18 protein-coding genes are annotated in these 18,135 nt (G+C 66.8%); 8 read left to right on the forward strand and 10 right to left on the reverse strand.

Features of this window, described 5'->3' with window-relative positions:
* Positions 1 to 4: 4 nt before the first annotated feature.
* Entirely contained in the window at positions 5 to 412 is a 408-nt protein-coding gene (locus NDB2M1_RS01305; protein WP_072378901.1) for an ester cyclase, read from the reverse strand.
* Complete coding sequence (locus tag NDB2M1_RS01310) at positions 409 to 2,499, reverse strand: RelA/SpoT family protein (protein ID WP_072378903.1); 2,091 nt, start codon at positions 2,497 to 2,499, stop codon at positions 409 to 411. Before NDB2M1_RS01310 ends, NDB2M1_RS01305 begins: the two co-directional genes overlap by 4 nt.
* A 114-nt stretch (positions 2,500 to 2,613) precedes the next feature.
* On the opposite strand from NDB2M1_RS01310, the gene NDB2M1_RS01315 reads away from it, so the two are divergent.
* A complete protein-coding gene (locus NDB2M1_RS01315; protein ID WP_072378905.1) occupies positions 2,614 to 3,810 on the forward strand; it encodes a glycosyltransferase family 87 protein in 1,197 nt (398 codons plus the stop codon).
* 8 nt (positions 3,811 to 3,818) lie between these two features.
* Here the strand turns inward: NDB2M1_RS01315 and hemF are convergent, their stop codons facing one another.
* Positions 3,819 to 4,703, reverse strand: coding sequence for an oxygen-dependent coproporphyrinogen oxidase (gene hemF, locus NDB2M1_RS01320; protein ID WP_072378907.1), 885 nt, complete (start codon positions 4,701 to 4,703; stop codon positions 3,819 to 3,821).
* A gap of 60 nt (positions 4,704 to 4,763) precedes the next feature.
* Between hemF and pdeM the strand changes: the two genes are divergently transcribed.
* The 7 genes from pdeM (at position 4,764) to NDB2M1_RS01355 (ending at position 10,075) form a co-directional block, all read left to right on the forward strand.
* Positions 4,764 to 5,459, forward strand: coding sequence for a ligase-associated DNA damage response endonuclease PdeM (pdeM, locus tag NDB2M1_RS01325; RefSeq protein WP_072378909.1), 696 nt, complete (start codon positions 4,764 to 4,766; stop codon positions 5,457 to 5,459).
* A gap of 128 nt (positions 5,460 to 5,587) precedes the next feature.
* Positions 5,588 to 6,109, forward strand: a complete 522-nt coding sequence (gene infC / locus NDB2M1_RS01330; protein ID WP_054122104.1) for a translation initiation factor IF-3 — start codon at positions 5,588 to 5,590, stop codon at positions 6,107 to 6,109.
* 357 nt (positions 6,110 to 6,466) lie between these two features.
* Positions 6,467 to 7,885, forward strand: coding sequence for an SLC13 family permease (locus NDB2M1_RS01335; protein ID WP_072378911.1), 1,419 nt, complete (start codon positions 6,467 to 6,469; stop codon positions 7,883 to 7,885).
* 7 nt (positions 7,886 to 7,892) lie between these two features.
* Positions 7,893 to 8,993 (forward strand): potassium channel family protein, encoded by a 1,101-nt coding sequence (locus tag NDB2M1_RS01340; RefSeq protein ID WP_072378913.1) that lies wholly within the window; start codon positions 7,893 to 7,895, stop codon positions 8,991 to 8,993.
* 61 nt (positions 8,994 to 9,054) lie between these two features.
* The gene (locus NDB2M1_RS01345) at positions 9,055 to 9,399 is read left to right on the forward strand and encodes a type II toxin-antitoxin system RelE/ParE family toxin (protein WP_072378915.1); all 345 of its coding nucleotides are present in this window, start codon (positions 9,055 to 9,057) and stop codon (positions 9,397 to 9,399) included.
* An 11-nt stretch (positions 9,400 to 9,410) separates the two neighbouring features.
* The gene (locus NDB2M1_RS01350) at positions 9,411 to 9,704 is read left to right on the forward strand and encodes a helix-turn-helix domain-containing protein (protein WP_072379993.1); all 294 of its coding nucleotides are present in this window, start codon (positions 9,411 to 9,413) and stop codon (positions 9,702 to 9,704) included.
* 35 nt (positions 9,705 to 9,739) lie between these two features.
* Positions 9,740 to 10,075, forward strand: coding sequence for a hypothetical protein (locus NDB2M1_RS01355; RefSeq protein ID WP_054122100.1), 336 nt, complete (start codon positions 9,740 to 9,742; stop codon positions 10,073 to 10,075).
* 9 nt (positions 10,076 to 10,084) lie between these two features.
* On the opposite strand, the gene NDB2M1_RS01360 is transcribed toward NDB2M1_RS01355, so the two are convergent.
* From NDB2M1_RS01360 to NDB2M1_RS01390, 7 genes are all read right to left on the reverse strand, one after another.
* Positions 10,085 to 12,877 carry a phosphoenolpyruvate carboxylase gene (locus NDB2M1_RS01360; protein ID WP_072378917.1) on the reverse strand — a complete coding sequence of 931 codons (2,793 nt, stop codon included), beginning with the start codon at positions 12,875 to 12,877 and terminating at the stop codon, positions 10,085 to 10,087.
* 66 nt (positions 12,878 to 12,943) lie between these two features.
* Entirely contained in the window at positions 12,944 to 13,570 is a 627-nt protein-coding gene (eda, locus tag NDB2M1_RS01365) for a bifunctional 4-hydroxy-2-oxoglutarate aldolase/2-dehydro-3-deoxy-phosphogluconate aldolase (protein WP_072378919.1), read from the reverse strand.
* 244 nt (positions 13,571 to 13,814) lie between these two features.
* Positions 13,815 to 15,158: an oxygen-independent coproporphyrinogen III oxidase gene (gene hemN, locus NDB2M1_RS01370; protein WP_072378921.1), complete on the reverse strand. Its 1,344-nt coding sequence runs from the start codon at positions 15,156 to 15,158 to the stop codon at positions 13,815 to 13,817.
* Positions 15,155 to 15,394, reverse strand: coding sequence for a hypothetical protein (locus NDB2M1_RS01375; RefSeq protein ID WP_072378923.1), 240 nt, complete (start codon positions 15,392 to 15,394; stop codon positions 15,155 to 15,157). The genes hemN and NDB2M1_RS01375 overlap by 4 nt, the downstream gene beginning before the upstream one ends.
* Positions 15,391 to 15,540 carry a cbb3-type cytochrome oxidase assembly protein CcoS gene (ccoS, locus tag NDB2M1_RS01380; RefSeq protein WP_054122096.1) on the reverse strand — a complete coding sequence of 50 codons (150 nt, stop codon included), beginning with the start codon at positions 15,538 to 15,540 and terminating at the stop codon, positions 15,391 to 15,393. Before ccoS ends, NDB2M1_RS01375 begins: the two co-directional genes overlap by 4 nt.
* Entirely contained in the window at positions 15,537 to 17,654 is a 2,118-nt protein-coding gene (locus NDB2M1_RS01385; protein WP_072378924.1) for a heavy metal translocating P-type ATPase, read from the reverse strand. Before NDB2M1_RS01385 ends, ccoS begins: the two co-directional genes overlap by 4 nt.
* The gene (locus NDB2M1_RS01390) at positions 17,651 to 18,130 is read right to left on the reverse strand and encodes a FixH family protein (RefSeq protein ID WP_371328178.1); all 480 of its coding nucleotides are present in this window, start codon (positions 18,128 to 18,130) and stop codon (positions 17,651 to 17,653) included. The genes NDB2M1_RS01385 and NDB2M1_RS01390 overlap by 4 nt, the downstream gene beginning before the upstream one ends.
* Positions 18,131 to 18,135: the final 5 nt, after the last annotated feature.

The following is an 18,135-nucleotide window of genomic DNA, read 5'->3' on the forward strand; positions in this document are numbered from 1 at the left end:
TTTCTCAAGCGCCCGCCGCCCCCAATTGCGCTTTCACTGCGTCCACATCGCCCAGCACCCACAGCTCTTCGATCCGCCCCTCGGCAAAGCCGAAGAACGCCGCGCCCGCCCAGCTGATCTCGCGCCCGGTCGCCTCCACGCCGAAAAACGGCCCCCGATGCACCCCCGCAAACCGCAGCCGCACCGCCGCGCGCTCGCCCTGCTCGATGATCTCCAGAATGGTGCAGGTATAGCCGCCCAGCGCCGCATGGACCGCGCGCATGTAGTCGACAAAGCCATCCACCCTGCGCTTCTCCGGCCCCAGCGAGCCGCGGAACCGGAAGTCCGGCGCAAGGATTTCATGCGCCAGCGCCTCGTCCGCGCGGTTCCACACTTCGTGGTAGAACCGCTCGATCAGCTGCGTAGGAGTCAAATCCGATCCGCCTGCGCCACAGCGTCGCTGGCCCGCAGCGCGCTGACGATGCGCGTCAGGTGCGCCAGATCGCGCACTTCCAGATCGACTTCATAGGTATGGAACGGGTTCTCGCGCTGGGTCATTTCCAGATTGACCACATTGGCATGGTTCTTGGCAAACACGCCCGCCATTTCCGCCAGCGTCCCCGGCCGATTATACAGCTCCGCCCGGATCCGCCCCACCGCGCCATCGGTGCGCGCATCCCACGAAAGGTCGATCCAGTCGGCATCCACGCCGCTTGCCAGGCTCATGCAATCGATCGCGTGGACTTCCACGCCCTTGCCCATGCGCCTCAGTCCGACGATGCGGTCGCCCGGCACCGGGTGGCAGCAGTCCGCCAGCTTGAACGCCATGCCCGGCGTCAGCCCGCGCACCGCAATCGCGCGCTGCTGGCGGGGCCATTCCTCGCTCGCGGGCAGGTTCGCCGCGCTTCCCGGCACCAACGCTTCCATCACTTGCCGGTCGTCGATCTTGGCGCTGCCGATGGCAACCATCAGCTCTTCCTCGTTGCTGAATTTCAGCCGCTTGATCGCATCGTTCAGCGCCTTCTTGCCGATCTTGCTCGGCAGCCGCTCGGCGATCTCGTCATAGAGCTTGCGCCCGATTTCGGCGATTTCGGCGCGTTCCTTCTGGCGCACCGCACGGCGGATCGCGGCGCGCGCCTTGCCCGTCACCACGAAGGCCAGCCACGAAAGCTGCGGCTCGCTGCTGCGGCTCTTGATGATCTCCACCACATCGCCGTTGTTCAGCGGCGTGCGCAGCGGCACGTGCCGCCCGTTGATCTTCGCGCCAACCGCCTGCGCGCCGAGATTGGTGTGGACGGCAAAGGCAAAGTCGATCGGCGTCGCGCCCTTGGGCAGCTGATAGAGCGCGCCCTTGGGGGTGAAGGCGAAGATGCGGTCCTGATAGATCGCCATCTTGGTATTCTCGAGCAGCTCGTCCGCGTCGCTGCTCGCTTCCAGAATCTCGACCAGATCGCGCACCCAGCCGACTTGCCCGTCCGGCAGTGCGCCCTGCTTGTAGGCCCAGTGCGCAGCCAGGCCGAACTCGTTGATCCGGTGCATCTCGTGCGTCTTGATCTGAACTTCGACACGCATCGCGTTGTTATAGATCAGCGATGTGTGCAGGCTCTTGTAGCCGTTCATCTTCGGCGTCGAGATATAGTCCTTGAACCGCCCGGGGATCATCTGCCACGTCCGGTGCAGCACGCCCAAGGCGGTGTAGCAGTCCGCCTCGCTTGTCGTCAGCACGCGGAAGGCCATGATGTCGGTGATCTGCTCGAAGCTCACATGGCGCTCGGCCATCTTGCGCCAGATCGAGAACGGGTGCTTCTCGCGTCCCGAAACCTCGACCTTCAGCCCCGCTTCGGCCAGCGCCTGCTTGATCGAGAGCGCGATCGAGCCGACCTGCCCGCCCTCTTCGCTCTTGATCGCCCCCAGCCGCCCGGTGATCGTGGCATAGGCCTCGGGCTCCAGCTGTTCAAAGGCCAGCAGCTGCATCTCGCGCATGTATTCGTACATGCCCACGCGCTCGGCCAAGGGCGCGTAGATATCCATTGTCTCGCGCGCGATGCGGCGGCGCTTTTCCTCGCTCTTGATGTAGTGCAGCGTGCGCATGTTGTGCAGCCGGTCGGCCAGCTTCACCAGCAGCACGCGCAAGTCTTCGCTCATAGCGAGCAGGAACTTGCGCAGGTTCTCCGCCGCGCGCTCCTTGTCGCTCATCGTCTCGATCTTCGAGAGCTTGGTGACGCCATCGACCAGCCGCGCGACTTCGGGGCCGAACAGGCGCTCGACTTCCTCGACCGTGGCGAGCGTGTCCTCCACCGTATCGTGGAGCAGCGCCGTCACGATCGTCTCCTGATCGAGCTTCAGCTCGGTCATCAGGCCCGCCACCTCGACGGGGTGCGAGAAGTACGGGTCGCCCGAGGCGCGCTTCTGCGTACCGTGTTTCTGCACGGTATAGACATAGGCGCGGTTCAGCATCGCCTCGTCCGCATCGGGATCATAGGCGAGCACGCGTTCGACAAGTTCGTACTGACGCAGCATGTCTGACTAAGATGGCCTCTGCCCGGCGCTTCCGACAAGGGAAAATGCCGCCGATGCGCAAATCTTTCATGCCTATGTTGCCATAGCGAGACCGGGGCGGCACGGTGGGGACCAATGAGCGACCAAGATCTCGGCATAAGGCTGAAGGCCAACCTGCGCACGCTCTCGTGGCTCGATGCCGGACGCGTGCGGGTCTATGCCGCCATGATCCTCGTCGCCTATATTCCGATGATGGTGAAGGTGTTCCGCGAGGCGACCGGCACTGTTGGCAGCGATTTCCTCGCCTTCTGGGGCACCGGGCGCCTGCTGCTCTCCGGCCCTGCTCCGCGCGTCTATGATCTCGTGGCCGAACACGCCGCGCAAATGGCGGCGGGCACCGGGCAGATGGTCGCCTATGTCAATCCGCCGCCGTTTCTGTTCCTTGCCGCGCCCTTGGGATTGATGCCCTATGCCGTGGCGTGGATCGTCTGGGCGCTCGCCGGATGGGCCCTGTGGTTTCTCGTCGCTCGCCGCGCGTTGCCCGGTGCAGGCGCTGCCGGAGCGCTCGTCGTGCTCGCCTTCCCCGGCGCCTACCTCGCCGCCAGCCATGCGCAGAACGGCTTCATCACCGGCGCATTGCTGATCGCCGCCGTGCTCACGCTGCGCCGCTCGCAGGCGCTCTCCGGCGCGCTGTTCGGCCTCCTCGTGATCAAGCCGCATCTCGCGCTGCTGGTCCCCTTCTGGCTCGCCGCCGGGCGCAAATGGACGGCCATCGCCGCTGCCGCTGCCTCGGCCTTCGCGCTATGCCTCGCCTCGCTCGCCGTGTTCGGGCTGGAGACCTGGCGCGCCTATCCGCAGAGCTTCGAAGTCAGCCAGTACCTGATGAACCAGCCCAGCGCCGAGTTCTTCCTGCGCATGTGCACGCCCTATGCCGCCCTGCGCGTCCTCTTCGGCAGCACAGTGGCACTCTATGGGCAGGCCGTCATCACGGCCATAACCGGCGCGCTCGCCTGCCTCTACTGGCGCCGTGCCCCCTCGGTCGAAGCCGCCGGCGCCATGCTTCTCGCCGCCACCGCGCTCGCCTCACCCTACCTGTTCAGCTACGACTTGCCGTTTCTGATCATGCCAATGGCGTTCCTCATCGGCATGGGCCACCGCGAGGGCTGGCGGCCCTGGGAGAAGACGCTGCTGGTGCTGATCTGGCTCGCCCCCCTCGCCACCCGAGCCGCCGCGCTGCCACTGGGGCTCAACCTCATGCCGATCCCCGCCGCGATCCTCGTCGGCCTTGTCTGGACGACCTGGGCGCCGCAGAAGGTGGCCAAAGCCACCTGAACCTGAAGCTACTCCCAGTTCGCCTCGGGCGGCAGACTCATCAGGATCGCGTCGATATTGCCGCCCGTCTTCAGCCCGAACAGCGTACCCCGGTCATAGACCAGATTGAACTCGGCATAGCGCCCGCGCCAGGTCAGCTGCTTGAGCTTGTCCTCACGGGTGAAGTCCATCCCCATGCGGCGCCGAACCAGCGCCGGATAGACGTTGAGGAAGGCATCGCCCACATCGCGGGTAAATGCGAAGTTCGCCTCGAACGCCGCATCGTCGGCGCATTCGAGGTGATCGTAGAAGATCCCGCCGACGCCGCGGTGCACCTTTCGGTGCGGGATGTAGAAGTAGTCGTCCGCCCAGGCCTTGAACTTGGGGTAGTACGCCGGATCATGCTTGTCGCACGCCGCCTTGTAGCTGGCGTGGAAGTCCGCCGTGTCCTCGTCGTAAGGGATAGGCGGATTGAGATCGCCGCCGCCGCCGAACCAGGCCTTGCGCGTCGTCAGGAAGCGCGTGTTCATGTGGACAGCGGGCACATGCGGGTTCGCCATGTGCGCCACCAGGCTGATCCCCGTCGCGGTGAACGCCGGGTTGTCCGGGTCCGCGCCGTTCATCGTCTTGGCAAAATCCGCGCTGAACGTGCCGCCGACGGTCGAGACGTTGACGCCGACTTTCTCGAACACCTTGCCCTTCATCAGGCCCTGCACGCCGCCGCCGCCGTCGGGAACCGGCTCGCCATGGTGCTCGCGCTTCCACGGCGTGTAAGTGAAGCTGGCGTCGCTGCCCGCCTCGCGCTCGATCGCCTCGAACTCCGCGCAGATCCGGTCCCGCAGGCTTTCGAACCAGGTCCGGGCGCGGGCGGTCTCCGCGCTCCAATCCGTTTTGGCGACAGCCTCTCCGGCCATTTGTGCAGTGCTCATGGGGCAAGTCTTGCCAAGCCAAACGCAATCCGGCAAGGCCCGTGCATGGTTCCCGTTTCGTTCGCCTCTTTTGCATTCGCCGGACAGGAGTTCGCACTCGCTCCGTCGCGCGCGCTCTACTGGGCAGAGGAGCGCGCCCTGCTGGTGGCCGATCTCCACCTCGAAAAGGCCAGCTGGTACGCCTCGCGCGGCCAGATGCTCCCACCCTACGACAGCCGCGAAACGCTTTCCCGAGTCGCGGATGCCTTGCGGGAAACCGGCGCCCGCCGCGTATTCTGCCTCGGTGACAATTTCCACGACAGCCATGGCCCCAGCCGCCTTGAACCCCACGCCGCGGGCATGCTCGATGCGCTGATGCGCGCGGTGGACTGGGTTTGGATCACCGGCAACCACGACACCAAGGACATCAGCGTCAAAACTGAAGGTGTCGCCGAACTCGCAGTGCGCGGCATCGCGCTGCGCCATGAAGCCCGCCCCGGCGAGACCGGAGCCGAGCTTTCGGGCCATTATCACCCCAAACTGCGCGTCACCGCGCGTGGCCGCAGCGTTGCCCGCCCCTGCGCCGTCGCCAGCGAGCGCCGCCTGATCCTGCCCGCATTCGGCGCGCTGACGGGCGGCATGGACGCGGCGGACCCTGCCATCCTCGGCGCCCTCCAGCCGGCCCGCGCGATCGACGCCCTCGTGCCCGCCGCAGGAAAGCTCGCCCGCTTCCCCCTCTGGCGCGGGATTGAAACCGCTTAACCTCAAACCAACCTTCCCGCTTTATCTGCCGCCGCATTGTGATATGAGCGCGCGGGGGCCGGATTCAGCAGTCCTCCCCCGCATTTGAAACATCAGGAGCAAGCACTATAGCCCCCCCACCCCGGCGCATGATGGCGCCCCCTGTCAAGACCGGCCCCCGCTACAACCACCTCATCGCCGTGCCCAAGGTGCGCGTGATCGATGAGAACGGCGAAAATCTGGGCGTCATGTATACCCGCGAAGCGATCGAGCAGGCCAACGAAGTCGGGCTCGACCTTGTCGAGGTCTCCCCCAACGCCGATCCGCCGGTCTGCAAGTTCCTCGATGTGGGCAAGTTCCGCTACGAAGCGCAGAAGAAGGCCAACCTCGCCCGCAAGAGCCAGAAGACGCAGGAGATCAAGGAGATCAAGATGCGTCCGAACATCGATGACCACGATTACGACACCAAGATGCGCAACGTGATCAAGTTCATCGGCGAAGGCGACAAGGTCAAGATCACCTTGCGCTTCCGTGGCCGCGAACTCTCGCACCAGCAGCTCGGCATGAACCTCCTGCGCAAGGTGCAAGACGACGTCGCCGAAGTGGCCAAGGTCGAAGCCTTCCCCCGCATGGAAGGCCGCCAGATGCTGATGGTGCTGGCACCCAAGTAAGGCGCCCCTCAGCCCTCTCCCCTTGAGGGGAGCGGGCTCGCGAGAGGGGAACTGCAGGTAATCTCCGACATGAACCTTCGTCACCCGGGCTCGCCCCTGGGTGACGAGCGGTCTGGCGCGTGAAGCCCTGTATCGGCCCCGACCCAATTTCCGCGCAAAACCATTTTCCTACCCCGCCTTCCATGCCCTATGCATGTCCCCGCGGGCACACCGGCGGGGCACATCTGGGTTTATGGGCGAGTTCATCACAGCGTTCTGCAGAATAATCGGCCCAGCCGATCAAAACACCCGTACTGATCGAATGCAATTAATCCTCAGGACAGTGTCAACTGTGTCAACTTGCGCCCGTTCCACCACATGAACGCGCAGCGCATCGCCCTCGTCGCCGGTCCGCTCGGCCTTCTCGCGACTCTGCTCATCGCCGCGCCCGCCGCAATGCCGCCCAACGCGTGGCACACCGCCGGGCTCGTGTGGTGGATGGCCGTCTGGTGGATGACCGAGGCGATGCCGCTTTCGGCCACCGCCCTCCTCCCCTTCATCGTCCTTCCCCTCACCGGGGTGACCGACGCGAACAAGACCGCCGCAGCCTACTACTCGCCGATCATGTTCCTCTTCGTCGGCGGCGCTTTCCTCGCGCTCGCCATCGAGCGGACCGGCCTGCACCGCCGCCTCGCGCTGGCCATGCTGGCCCGCGCCGGGACCAGCCCTGTGCGGCTGCTGCTCGCCGTCATGGCCAGCACCGCCGCGATCTCGATGTTCATCTCGAACACGTCGACCGCGCTGATCATGATGCCGATGGCGCTCGCCATCCTCACCTCCGGCGGGGTCGAGGACGGCGAGACCGACGGCATGGCCGGCGCGCTGCCGATGGGCGTCGCTTTCGCCGCCACACTCGGCGGTTATGGCACCATCGTCGGCACCCCTACCAATGCCATCGCCGCCGCACTGCTCGACCGCACCCTCGGCGTGAAGATCAGCTTCCTCGAATGGTCCGCCTTCGGCTTGCCCGTCGTGCTCATCGGCATTCCCCTCGCCGCGCTCATCATCGCCCGCGTCCACCGCATCGGTCCCGGCTCGTTCGATCCCGCCGCCGCCCGCGATGCCATCGAGCACTCCGTCCACTGGACCGTGCCCGAACGCCGGCTCGTCCCCCTCTTCCTTCTCACCGTGCTGGCCTGGGTCACCCTGCCCCTCACTGAAAGCCTGTTCCCCAAGGGCGGGCTGACCGACGGCACCATCGCCGCCATCGCGGGCCTTGTCCTCTTCGTCTTGCCCGACGGGACGGGGCGCGCGATGCTGACATGGAAGGAGGCCAACCGCATGCCTTGGGACGTCATCCTGATGTTCGGCGGCGGCCTCAGTCTCGCCATGGGGATGGACGCTTCTGGCCTCAGCGACTGGCTCGCCACCGCGATGTTGCCCTTGCGCACGGTGCCGCTGCCGATTGTCGCGCTGGTGCTCGTCTCGTTCGTCATTCTCGTCACCGAGTTTGCCAGCAATATTGCAGCCGCCAGCGGGATCATGCCCGTCGTCGCCGCGCTGTGCGGCGCGCTGGGGGCCGATCCGATCCTGCTTGCGCTGCCCGCCGCACTCGCGGCCAGCTGGGGGTTCATGCTCCCCGCTGGGACCGGCCCAAACGCGCTCGCCTGGGGCACCGGCCACATCGCCATGCCCCGCGTGCTGCGGGCCGGGTTTCTGCTCGACCTGGCCGGCGTGTTTCTGATCGTCGGCACCGTCTGGGGCATGGCTGCACTCCTGCGCATCGGCGGCGGTTGAGGCCCGGATGGACGAACTCACCAGCCTGTCCCGGAACGCAGGCCGGGTGCTCGGTTCGCCGCTCCGCCTGCTGACCGGCACGCTGATCTACGTCGCGGTCGTCTTCGCCATCGCGACGCTGGGCTACATCGCCAATGGCTGGCCGGCAGACGATGCCGCCTACATGGTGCTGCTCACCATCTTCTCGGTCGGCTATGGCGAAGTGCGCCCGATCGACACGCATTTCCTGCGGCTGTGGACCACGGCCACGATCGTGCTCGGCTGCACCGGCATGATCGTGCTGACCTCCGCGCTCGTGCAGGTGTTCACGCTGTTCCAGTTCCGCCAGTTGCTTGGGGTAAACAAGATGCAGACCGAGATCGACCGTCTCAAGCACCACGTCATCATCTGCGGCATGGGCCGCATCGGCCTCCAGCTCGCCAAGGCGCTGACCGACGCGCGCCATCCGTTCATCATCATCGAGCGCAGCGCCGACAAGGCGGAAGAGGCCCGCGCCCTCGGCTGGCTGGTCATGGTCGGCGAAGCGACGCAGGAGGAAACCCTGCGCGCCGCCGGGATCATGCACGCCCGCGTCCTCGCCTCGGTGCTGCCGGACGATGCCGCCAACGTGTTCATCACGCTCTCGGCGCGCAGCCTCAACCCCGCCGTCCAGATCATCGCGCGCGGCGAGGCGCCGACCACCGAGCGCAAGCTGTTCCATGCGGGGGCCGACAAGGTGGTGCTCCCCACCCACATCGGCGCCGAGCGCATCGTCGAACTGATCCTCTACCCCGCCACCGACAGCCGCATCCAGGACGCCGAACACATGGCGGATGCGCGCCGCTTCTTGCACGATCTCGGCCTCGACGTCGAAGTCGTCACCGCCGTCGACAAGGGCGCGCTGACCGGCGCCACAGTGGGCGAGGCGGAACGGCGCGGCGCGGGCGCCTTCTTCATCGTCCAAATCGACCGCCAGAACGGCCAATCGATCCAGCACCCCGGCGAGGACGTGAACATCGAGGCGGGCGATACGCTGGTGCTGGTGGTGCGCGGCACCCGGCTAAGCGCGGGCGCGATCTTTGGCATGCCCGCCAAGCCGGTGAAGCAGGGTCGGACGTATCTGGGGTGAGAACGCGGACTCGGCGGCCACGCCCTTGCTTGTTAGGCGTCATTGACGTATATATCGCGCAATGCTGACCCGCCCGATCACCATTGCCGAGACCCAGAGCTTTGCGCGGGCGGCGGCAAGGATCTGGAGCGAGGAAGAACTGGCGGCGCTGATCAATCATCTCGCCCATAATCCGGAAGATGGCGACGTCATTCCGGGAGCCGGCGGGGTTCGAAAGCTGCGCTGGGGCAAGGCAGGTGTTGGCAAGCGCGGCGGCGCGCGGGTGATCTATTTCTACTACCGTCAGGATTGCCCGCTCTATCTGCTGCTGGCCTACGCCAAGGCACAGGCAAGCGACCTGAGCGCGGACGAGAAGAAAGCCGTGGCGGGCTTTGCCGCCATCATCAAGGGCGCGGCAGACACGTGAAGGAGCAAGCAATGGCAACAACATTCGGACAAGACCTGATCGCGGCGATGGACGAGGCCGCCGCGCATGCCCAAGGCAAGGGCGCGGTGGCGCGCATCCACACGATCGAGGTGCCTGATGTCCGCGCAATCCGCGAGCAACTGGGGCTGTCGCAACAGGCCTTTGCCAGCGCCTACCGGATTCCGCTGGCGACCCTGAAGGGCTGGGAACAAGGTCGCCGCCAGCCGGATGCCACCGCCAGCGCCTATCTCAGCGTTATCGCCGTGTTGCCGGAGGCGGCGCGGGCAGCGTTGCTGGCGGGGTGAATGGGACGCGTGCGTTTGACGACCGAAGGCACTCCATGAAAAACATTCAGATCATCGATGGCGCGGTCAACGCCACTTTCAGTGTGTTTCAGGCGACTGCAGAGGAGTTTGCTACCATCTTCCCGGATGGCCAGGACATTGAATTGATCGAAGATTTAGCCGAACGGCTCGGAGAACAGTCAGCAAATCTTGTACTCGAACCAATTTGGAACCGCCCGATTCTGAAGCGAGACGCGCTGGGAATCCACGGCACGCTATTCTACGACAATGACGACCGACGCGAACACATCCCCACATCAAAGCGCGAGATCGATTGGGACGAACGTTCGATCAATCAAGCGCAGCGTGATCTGTTCGCCAGCCATCGCTGATTAACGCCCTCACCCATGCGCTCCGAAATGGTTCGCAATCGCCGCTGAAATGCGCAAATTCAGCGCATGCGCCCGCTCGATGGGATCGATGAAGCGCGTGCGGATCGCGCCGTAGCCTTCGGCGCGGTTGTCCGGGTAGTCGGTGGGTTCGTTGACCGGGAAGTCCTCGATCTCGGGCTCGACCACCGGATAGGCCCGGCGCAGCTGGGCGAGTGCTTCATCGACCCGCAGCGAGAGCAGCATCTCGAGCACATCCTCGCGGCTCACGTCGTTGGAGCGCGAGAACGGGGGGACCTGCACGGCACGCAGGAACATGTGCATCAGCAGCGCCAGCCGCAGCGATTGCAGCAGCGCGATAGTGCGGCGCTGCTCGTCCTGCGAACGGTTGCGTCCGCCATCTAGCCCCTCGCCCTGCGGCACCATGCCGAGCAGGCGGTGGAGCTTCATCCAGTCGACCCGCAGGCGTGAAGCGAGGCGCCGGAAGACCCCGGCGCGGTCGTCCTTGGTGAGGTATTCGGCCAGCGATAGGCACGGGTCTTCCAGCGCGGTCTCGGTGCCGCGATAGGGGCGGCTCGCCCAGTAGGCCGAGTTGAACAGCTCGCCGAAGCAGGCCACCGTCTTGATCGAGGCAAGGCCGTTGGCCGCGCGCAGCAGCCGCACCAGCTGGCGCCCGCGCGCCGAGCGGCCGAGCAGTTCGGCCACCGCTTCGGTCTCCTCGCCCGCCGCGATGCCCGCGCCGGCGATCACGTTCACCGGATAGCCGATCTGCTGCAGGATCGCATTGTGCGGGATCGCGCGGATCTGCCTGAGGCTCATCGTGCGGTCGCTGGCGATGTCCGACTGGCGGCGCGAAACGCGGCTGCCAGTGGTCTTCAGCATGCCGAGCCCGAACGCGGTGACGGCGCGCGCGTAGGTCACGCTTTCCAGCTGCTCGCGTTGCACGCGGCGGATCGCGCGGTAGAAATCGAGGCTGAGGTCGGTGCGGTCGTAGAACGGATCGGGTTCCGCCTCGCCGCGCAAGGCTTCCTCGGCCTCGATGATGCGGGTGAGTGTGGCGAGCGCGAGTTCGTCGCTGCGGAAGAACAGGTAACCGTCGCCGCCCTGGAAGCTCGCCTCGGGCTCCAGCACGATTTCGGCCTTGGCGAAGCGTCCGCGCGCCCAGCGGCTGAGCGGCCAGGTCAGGCGGTCCTCGAAGCTCGACGGATGCGCGCCGCGGCCCATGCTTTCGCCGTGGGTGTTGAAAACGAGCGCGGCGACGTCGGTCAGCCCCGCCGCCTTCATGGCTGCGGCAAGCCGGCCCTGCAGGCGCTCGATGGCCAGCGCTGCGGGGATCTGGCCCATGAAGCGCCCGGCATCGGAAAAACCTGTCTGGATCGAGAGCCGCCCGCGCAGGCGCACGTAGTCGCGGTAGGACTCCTCGGCCAGCAGCGCTTCGAGGAAGCGTCCGCCGTGCTCCAGCGCCGCCTCGGTCTCGAACAGCGGCGAGACATCGACCTTGCCTTCGATCCCCAGCAGCCGTGCGAAATAGAGCGCGGCCAGCACCGTCTGCGGCTGTTCGCATTCGGCGATCAGCATGCGGATCGGCGCATCGGCGTCCACGTGGTGGAGGATCTGCGCCATCACGAGGAACTGGCGCATCGCAGTCGAGGTCTCGATGGCCAGCGCGGCGAAATTGGCGCGCAGCGGCTTCACTTCGGCGAGCAGTTCGCGCAGCTTCGACAGCGCGCTCTTGCTGGCGAGGTCCAGCGTGCCATCGGGATCGATACGCCGCCTGAGCGCGTTCAGAAGCTGCGAGGCATTCACGCGGAAGTGGATCCAGCCCATGCCGAGCCCGTCCGCGCGCATCGCGCCCGCCAGCACCGCGAGCGCGATGGCCGCATCGCCGTCTGCCGCCTTGGCTTCGGCCTCCAGCGCGGCAATGATCAGGGCGAGCGAAAGCAGCTTGTCCGGATGCTCCGCCGTCAGCGCATTGGCCGCCGCCGCCAGCGCTTCCGGTTCGGCACCGAGGCCGGTGAACAGCGCGGCCATCTCCGCTGCATGGGCTGCAGCGCCGTTGAGCGTGGCAAGCAGCGTGTGATCCGGCACCACCGCCGCCAGCTGCGCGGCATAGCCTTCGAGCCGCCGTGCCTTTTCCTGCAGGCGATAGGCGACCGACGTCGACCACGAGATGTCGGTACGCCCGTCCATGTCATAGCCGACCCAGCTGGCGAAGCGGAACGGCAGCGGGCGGAAATCGAGCCAGCGCCCCGGCCAGCGCGCGCGGGCGTGCCGCAGCAGCGCGGCATTGATCCGGTCACGCGCTGCGCCGCCGCGTTCGATGGCCGCAAGTGCCTCGGCATGTTCGTAGTCGAGCGTCACCTTGGGACCGGTGCCGGGGACCTGGCAGACGGTCGCCGCCATCGGATCCTCGGCCAGCGCGGCTTCGGCGACGGCATCGGATTCGGCGGGGCTCAGCAGGAAGGTCGGGTGGGCGGTGAACACGGCGTGGAGCAGCGGCCGCTCCCAGCGCTTGCGGAACTCGGAGAAGCCGTCTTCCTCGTTGAGCAGCGCGGACAGGCGGGCGAGGTTCTCGGCCGGATCGGTCGGCGCGATCAGCCCCCGCAGCTTGGCGGCGCGTGCCTGCAGACCTTCGCATTCGAGCGCCGCGACGAGGCTTTCCATCGCCGCAAGATCAAGCGCACCGCTTTCAAGCCGCCGGGAAAGATCATGGCTCAACTGGAACACCGGGTTGAACAGCGGGGTTTCCGCCGTCCGCGCGTGGAGTTCCTGCAGACGATTCCTCAGCGTATCGACCGTATCCATGCGCGCCGCTCCTCCAGCCAAAGTGGTTGGTCCCGCAGGCAGGTTCGCCCGCGAGCCGCGTGCCGGTTACAGTCCCGGCGTGTCTGACAGCGCTGCCGCCGCGCGCGCTGCCGCCTCGATTGCGGTGACATCGGGCGCACCTTTGCCCACCACCCAGGAGCCGCCGACGCAAAGCACCGGGCCGAAGCCCAGCCATTCCGGCGCAGATTCCAGCGTGATCCCCCCCGTCGGGCAAAACTGGCACTGATGGAACGGTGCGGCAAGCGCCTTGAGCGCGGGGAGACCGCCCGAGGTAACCGCCGGGAAGAACTTGAAATGCGTGAGGCCGAGATCGAGCCCACGCATGATGTCGCCCGCATTGGCGACACCGGGAAGGTAGGGAATGCCGGATGAGACTGCCGCCGCGCCGAGCCGTTCGGTGAGGCCGGGCGAGACGATGAATTCGGCGCCCGCATCGATCGAGGCCTTGAGCGTGGCGGGATCAGTCACCGTCCCCGCGCCGACAATCGCGCCTTCGACCGAACGCATCGCGCGGATCACGTCGAGCGCGACCGGAGTGCGCAGCGTGACTTCGAGCACACGCAGGCCGCCCGCCACCAGCGCGCGTGCCACAGGCACGGCATGCGCCACGTCCTCGATCACCAGCACCGGAATGACCGGGGCCGTGCGCATGATGGTTTCGATAGGCTTCATGGGAACTCGCTGGGGCTGTTTGATACGCGCCCTGACCTAACGCGCAGGGGCGCGGCATGCAGCCTGCAAATGGTTGGGTGCATAGCTATTCTTGGGTTTGCGCTGGTCCGGGATGTCCACGGCCCTGCCTCTGCCCCGCTCATGCTGAGCTTGTCGAAGCATCCCGCACAGCGGTTGCGCCAGCACCCTTCGACAAGCTCAGGGTGAGCGGGAGCGGCAAATGGTTAAGGCGCAGGACGCCGCCTCAAATTGCCGAACTGAAGCTGCGCTCCTCGGTACGATAGGCATCGAACACCGATGCAATCGCCCGCGCATAGGGCGCGGCGCCTGCTTCCAGCCGTAGCCAGCCGCGTTCGAGCGAAACAAGGCCGACGGCGGCGAAGGGCTCAAGGCGGGGCCGTGCGGCGTTCAGCAAGTCGCTGTCGATCTTCGCGGCGCCTTTGCAGAGCAGCGCCTCGATCAACGCGGCGCGGCGTTCGTTCTCGGGGCCGGTCTCGATGCCGCGACGCCCGGCAAGCTGGTCCGCGCCGATCAGCATGCGGTAGCGGCCCGGGTTCTTCTCGTTCTGCACCATCAGGCCGGGCAGCTCGCTGATGGCAGAGGCGCCGAGGCCGATCAGGGTGGAGGCCGGGTCTTCGGTAAAGCCCTGGAAATTGCGCCGCAGCGTGCCGCTGAGCGCCGCGCGGGCCAGCGGATCGCCGGGCAGTGCGAAGTGATCGAAGCCCACCGCGTGATAGCCCGCATCGATCAGCTGCCGCGCGCCCATCGCCGCCATCCGGAAACGCCCGCGCTGGTCGGGCAGGTCCGAGCCATCGATCCGGCGCTGGCGCGGGATCATGTGCGGCACGTGGGCATAGCCGAACAGCGCGATGCGATTGGGGCCCATCGCGACGCTCTGCGCGAGAGTTTCGGCGAGCACCGCATCGTTCTGGTGCGGCAAGCCGTACATGAGGTCGAAGTTGATCGAGCCGACACCCGCGGCGCGCAGCCCGGAAACGGCCGTTTCGATCATCTCGATCGGCTGCACACGGCCGATGGCGGCCTGCACTGCGGGGTTCAGCGTCTGCACGCCGAGGCTGACGCGGGTGACGCCGATGCCGCGGATCGCGGTGAGCCAATCGCGCGTGAGGGTACGCGGATCGAGCTCGACCGAAAGCGCCGGACGCACGAAGCGGAATGCGAGCACGAGCGCGTCGATCAGGCGGACGAACTCGGTGGGCGGAACGGCATTGGGGCTGCCGCCGCCGAAGGCGATGTGCTCGATATGGACGGACGGGTCGAGCATGTCCGCCACCAGCGCGATCTCGCGGTGGAGGGCTTCGAGGTAGGCGGTCAGGCGGTGGCGCTTGTTGGCGGCGCCGGTGTTGCAGCCGCAGTACCAGCAGATTTCCTCGCAATAGGGAATGTGCAGATAGATCGAGACCGGGCCGGTCAGGCTCGTCAGCGAAATGCGCTGGCGCAGCTCGAAGCTTTCCTCGACGAACTCTGCCGCGGTCGGATAGCTGGTATAGCGCGGCACCGGCCGGGCGAGCAGCTCCGGGTAGTAGGTCCAGTCGGCAAATTGCTCAGGTGTGGATGGCCCGTTCATTGCCCGGAGTCCTCTTCGTCATCGGTATCACCAAAGCAGGTGCCACCGGCGTGACGCTTGCGCATTGCGCTATGGCAAATCTTGCAACACTGCTTGTCTGTCTCGTTGTTTTTTGTCGGCAGCGGAATGGGCGCCCCACCTCCGCACAGCGCGATCATTCTGGGATGCGCAGCCTGCGCCGGAATCGCCAGCTGGAGCACCGCGAGAGCGCTGAGCAGGGCGAAGGCGCGCCTCACAGCGGCTGGTCCTCGTCGATCAGGATGCGCGCGGCGGCGCCATCGAGATCGGCGAACTGCCCACCCCTGAGCGCCCAGAAAAAAGCAACCAGACCAAGGAGGCCCATGCCGAGCGCGATGGGAATGAGGATGAGGATCGAGGTCATCTCGCGGCTCCCGTCAGCCTGAGCGAATTGGCGACGACGATCAGCGAGGACGTCGCCATGGCAATAGCGGCCATCAGCGGCGTGACGAGGCCCGCCATCGCCAGCGGCACCGCGAAAGCGTTGTAGAGGATCGCGGCGGCGAAGTTTTCGCGCACCACGCGCATCGTCCGCCGACTGGCGCGCACCGCGCGTGGCAGGGCGAGGAGCGAATCGCCTGTGAAGACGAAGTCCGCAGCCTGTCGGCCCACGTCGCTTGCACTGCCGGGGGCGATGGAAGCGTCGGCGGCGGCAAGCGCCGGGCCATCGTTGATGCCGTCGCCCACCATCAGCACGCACTTGCCGGCGCGCTGGAGGCGCTGGATCGCATCGAGCTTGTCCGCCGGGAGCGCGGCGGCCTGGCCGGTGAGGCCGGTCTCGCGCGCGATGACCATGACGGCGGCGGCATTGTCGCCCGAGAGGATCGAGGCCTGGATGCCCAGCCCTGCGAGATCGGCGAGCGCAGTCTTTGCGCCCGGCCGCAGGCGGTCGGCAAAGCCGATCAGGCGGACCGGTCCGGCGCCGATGGCCAGCGCGGCGGACGTGCCCACCGATTGCGCGGGACGGCCGAGCGACACCGCAAGGCCCCTCCACATGGCGCTGACGCCGCGCCCCGAGGTTTCCTGCACCTGCTCGATGGTCGCCGCACGCACGTCGCGGGCTGCAAGCGCGAGCGCAAGCGCCTGCGAGAGCGGATGGCGGCTGTGGCTGGCGAGCGCGAGCGCGACAGACGCCTCTTCCTCCGACAGGGCATCGAGAACGGCAGCGTCGGGCACCGGACGGCCCATGGTCAGCGTGCCGGTCTTGTCGAGCAGCACGCGGTCAACCTTGGCAAGGCGCTCGATGGCGCTGCCGTCCTTGACCATGACGCCCTGTTTCAGCAGTGCACCCGCCGCGACGACTTGCGCCACAGGCACAGCAAGGCCCAGCGCGCAAGGGCAGGTGATGATCAGCACTGCGATGCCGACCACGAGCGCCTGGTGGAAGCTGGCCCCGGCAATCAGCCAGCCGGCGAAGCTCAGCGCCGCAAGCGTGTGGACGGCGGGGGCGTAGAGCCGCGAGGCGCGGTCGGCGATGCGCACGAAAGCGCTCTTGGCCTGCCCCGCCGCTTCCATCGCCTGCGCAATTTCGGCAAGCGCGGTGCCCTGCCCGGCTGCGGTTACGATCACATCGACAGGCGCATCGAGGTTGAGCATGCCTGCCAGCACGCGCTGACCCGGGCCCGCGGGCACCGGTGCGCTCTCGCCCGTCAGCAGCGACTGGTCGAAGCGGCCCGTACCGCTGGCAATCTCGCCGTCTGCCGCGAGCCGTTCGCCCGCCGCGACACGCATCAGTATGCCGGGGACAAGCGCGGCCGCCGCTGTCCAGCGCAGTTGGCCGTCAGCGCCTATGATCATCGCCCCGCTGGCGGCCTGCCGCAGCAGCGCGGCCACCCCTGCCCTCGCCCGGTCGCGCATCATCGCATCGAGCGCGCGGCCCGCGAGGAGGAACAGGAGCAGCATCAGGGTGCCGTCGAACCAGGCTTCCTTGCCGCCGGTCAGCGTCTCGTAACAGGAGAGGCCGGTCGCGAGCGTGACGCCGATGGAAATCGGAACGTCCATATTGGTGCGCCCGCGCTTCAGCGCTGCCCATGCCGAGCGGAAAAACGGCTGCCCCGCGTAGAGGATCGCCGGCACGCCGATCAGCGCCGAAAGCCAGTGGAACAGATCGCGCGTGCTGCCGTCCGCGCCCGACCAGACGCTGACCGAAAGCAGCATCACGTTCATGCAGGCAAAGCCGGCTACCGCCAGAGGCGCAAGGAGTTCGCGCGTGGCCGAAGGCGGCTCCAACACATCCTCGCGCGGCTCGGCGGCAAAGCCCGCACCCGCCAGCGCAGCGACCAACGTGGGGATCTCGACCGCATCGGTGTGATCGACCGCGATGGTCCGTGCGGTGAGGTTCGCGCGGGCCGATGCCACGCCGGGGACCGCCACGAGCGCGCGCTCGACTTTGCCCATGCAGCCCGCGCAGTGCATGCCGGGCACCGCCAGCACGCTGCGGCTGATGGCGGGGGCGAGGCGCGGGGATGCCGCGTTCACAGCGCATCATCCTCGGCATGCCATAGGTGCCCCATAGCGCGGGCCTCGATGCCGACATGCCAACGGCCAGCAGGAAGCGCGGCTTCATAGACACCGGGCGCGACTTCGCGCGGGGTCATCACGACCGGGGCTTTGGCGCCAAGCGGATGGTCTGCCTGCGCGCGCACAGCGGCGCCGCTCAGCAGACGGCCACTTGCATCGGCAAGCGTGAAGCGCACCTTTTCTGCCCCTTCGCGCGCAATCGCCAGCTTCCAGCCCAGCGCCTTGTCTGCCTTGGCCGCGCCGAGCCAATGGTTGAATTCCTGGCTCGCGACATAGGAGTTCTCCACCACCGTGCCGCTGAAGGTAGAGACCGCGAGGTTCGCAAGCAGCACGTTGACCGCAATCACCACGCCGAAGAAGCCGACCATGACAAGCGCCATATGCCGTCCGGTAAAGGGCCGGGGAGCGCGATGCATTTTCGATGCCGTGTTCATGACCC

It is taken from the genome of Novosphingobium sp. NDB2Meth1 (assembly GCF_900117425.1).
Taxonomy (GTDB): domain Bacteria; phylum Pseudomonadota; class Alphaproteobacteria; order Sphingomonadales; family Sphingomonadaceae; genus Novosphingobium.

Bases quoted from the DNA above. Each gene is read 5' to 3' on its own strand.
- NDB2M1_RS01340 (WP_072378913.1), top strand. From the start codon at position 7,893: ATGGACGAACTCACCAGCCTGTCCCGGAACGCAGGCCGGGTGCTCGGT.
- NDB2M1_RS01360 (WP_072378917.1), bottom strand. From the start codon at position 12,877: ATGGATACGGTCGATACGCTGAGGAATCGTCTGCAGGAACTCCACGCG.
- infC (WP_054122104.1), top strand. From the start codon at position 5,588: ATGATGGCGCCCCCTGTCAAGACCGGCCCCCGCTACAACCACCTCATC.
- NDB2M1_RS01335 (WP_072378911.1), top strand. From the start codon at position 6,467: ATGAACGCGCAGCGCATCGCCCTCGTCGCCGGTCCGCTCGGCCTTCTC.
- pdeM (WP_072378909.1), top strand. From the start codon at position 4,764: ATGGTTCCCGTTTCGTTCGCCTCTTTTGCATTCGCCGGACAGGAGTTC.
- NDB2M1_RS01310 (WP_072378903.1), bottom strand. From the start codon at position 2,499: ATGCTGCGTCAGTACGAACTTGTCGAACGCGTGCTCGCCTATGATCCC.
- NDB2M1_RS01390 (WP_371328178.1), bottom strand. From the start codon at position 18,130: ATGAACACGGCATCGAAAATGCATCGCGCTCCCCGGCCCTTTACCGGA.
- eda (WP_072378919.1), bottom strand. From the start codon at position 13,570: ATGAAGCCTATCGAAACCATCATGCGCACGGCCCCGGTCATTCCGGTG.
- NDB2M1_RS01315 (WP_072378905.1), top strand. From the start codon at position 2,614: ATGAGCGACCAAGATCTCGGCATAAGGCTGAAGGCCAACCTGCGCACG.
- ccoS (WP_054122096.1), bottom strand. From the start codon at position 15,540: ATGACCTCGATCCTCATCCTCATTCCCATCGCGCTCGGCATGGGCCTC.
- hemN (WP_072378921.1), bottom strand. From the start codon at position 15,158: ATGAACGGGCCATCCACACCTGAGCAATTTGCCGACTGGACCTACTAC.
- NDB2M1_RS01350 (WP_072379993.1), top strand. From the start codon at position 9,411: ATGGCAACAACATTCGGACAAGACCTGATCGCGGCGATGGACGAGGCC.
- NDB2M1_RS01345 (WP_072378915.1), top strand. From the start codon at position 9,055: ATGCTGACCCGCCCGATCACCATTGCCGAGACCCAGAGCTTTGCGCGG.
- hemF (WP_072378907.1), bottom strand. From the start codon at position 4,703: ATGGCCGGAGAGGCTGTCGCCAAAACGGATTGGAGCGCGGAGACCGCC.
- NDB2M1_RS01355 (WP_054122100.1), top strand. From the start codon at position 9,740: ATGAAAAACATTCAGATCATCGATGGCGCGGTCAACGCCACTTTCAGT.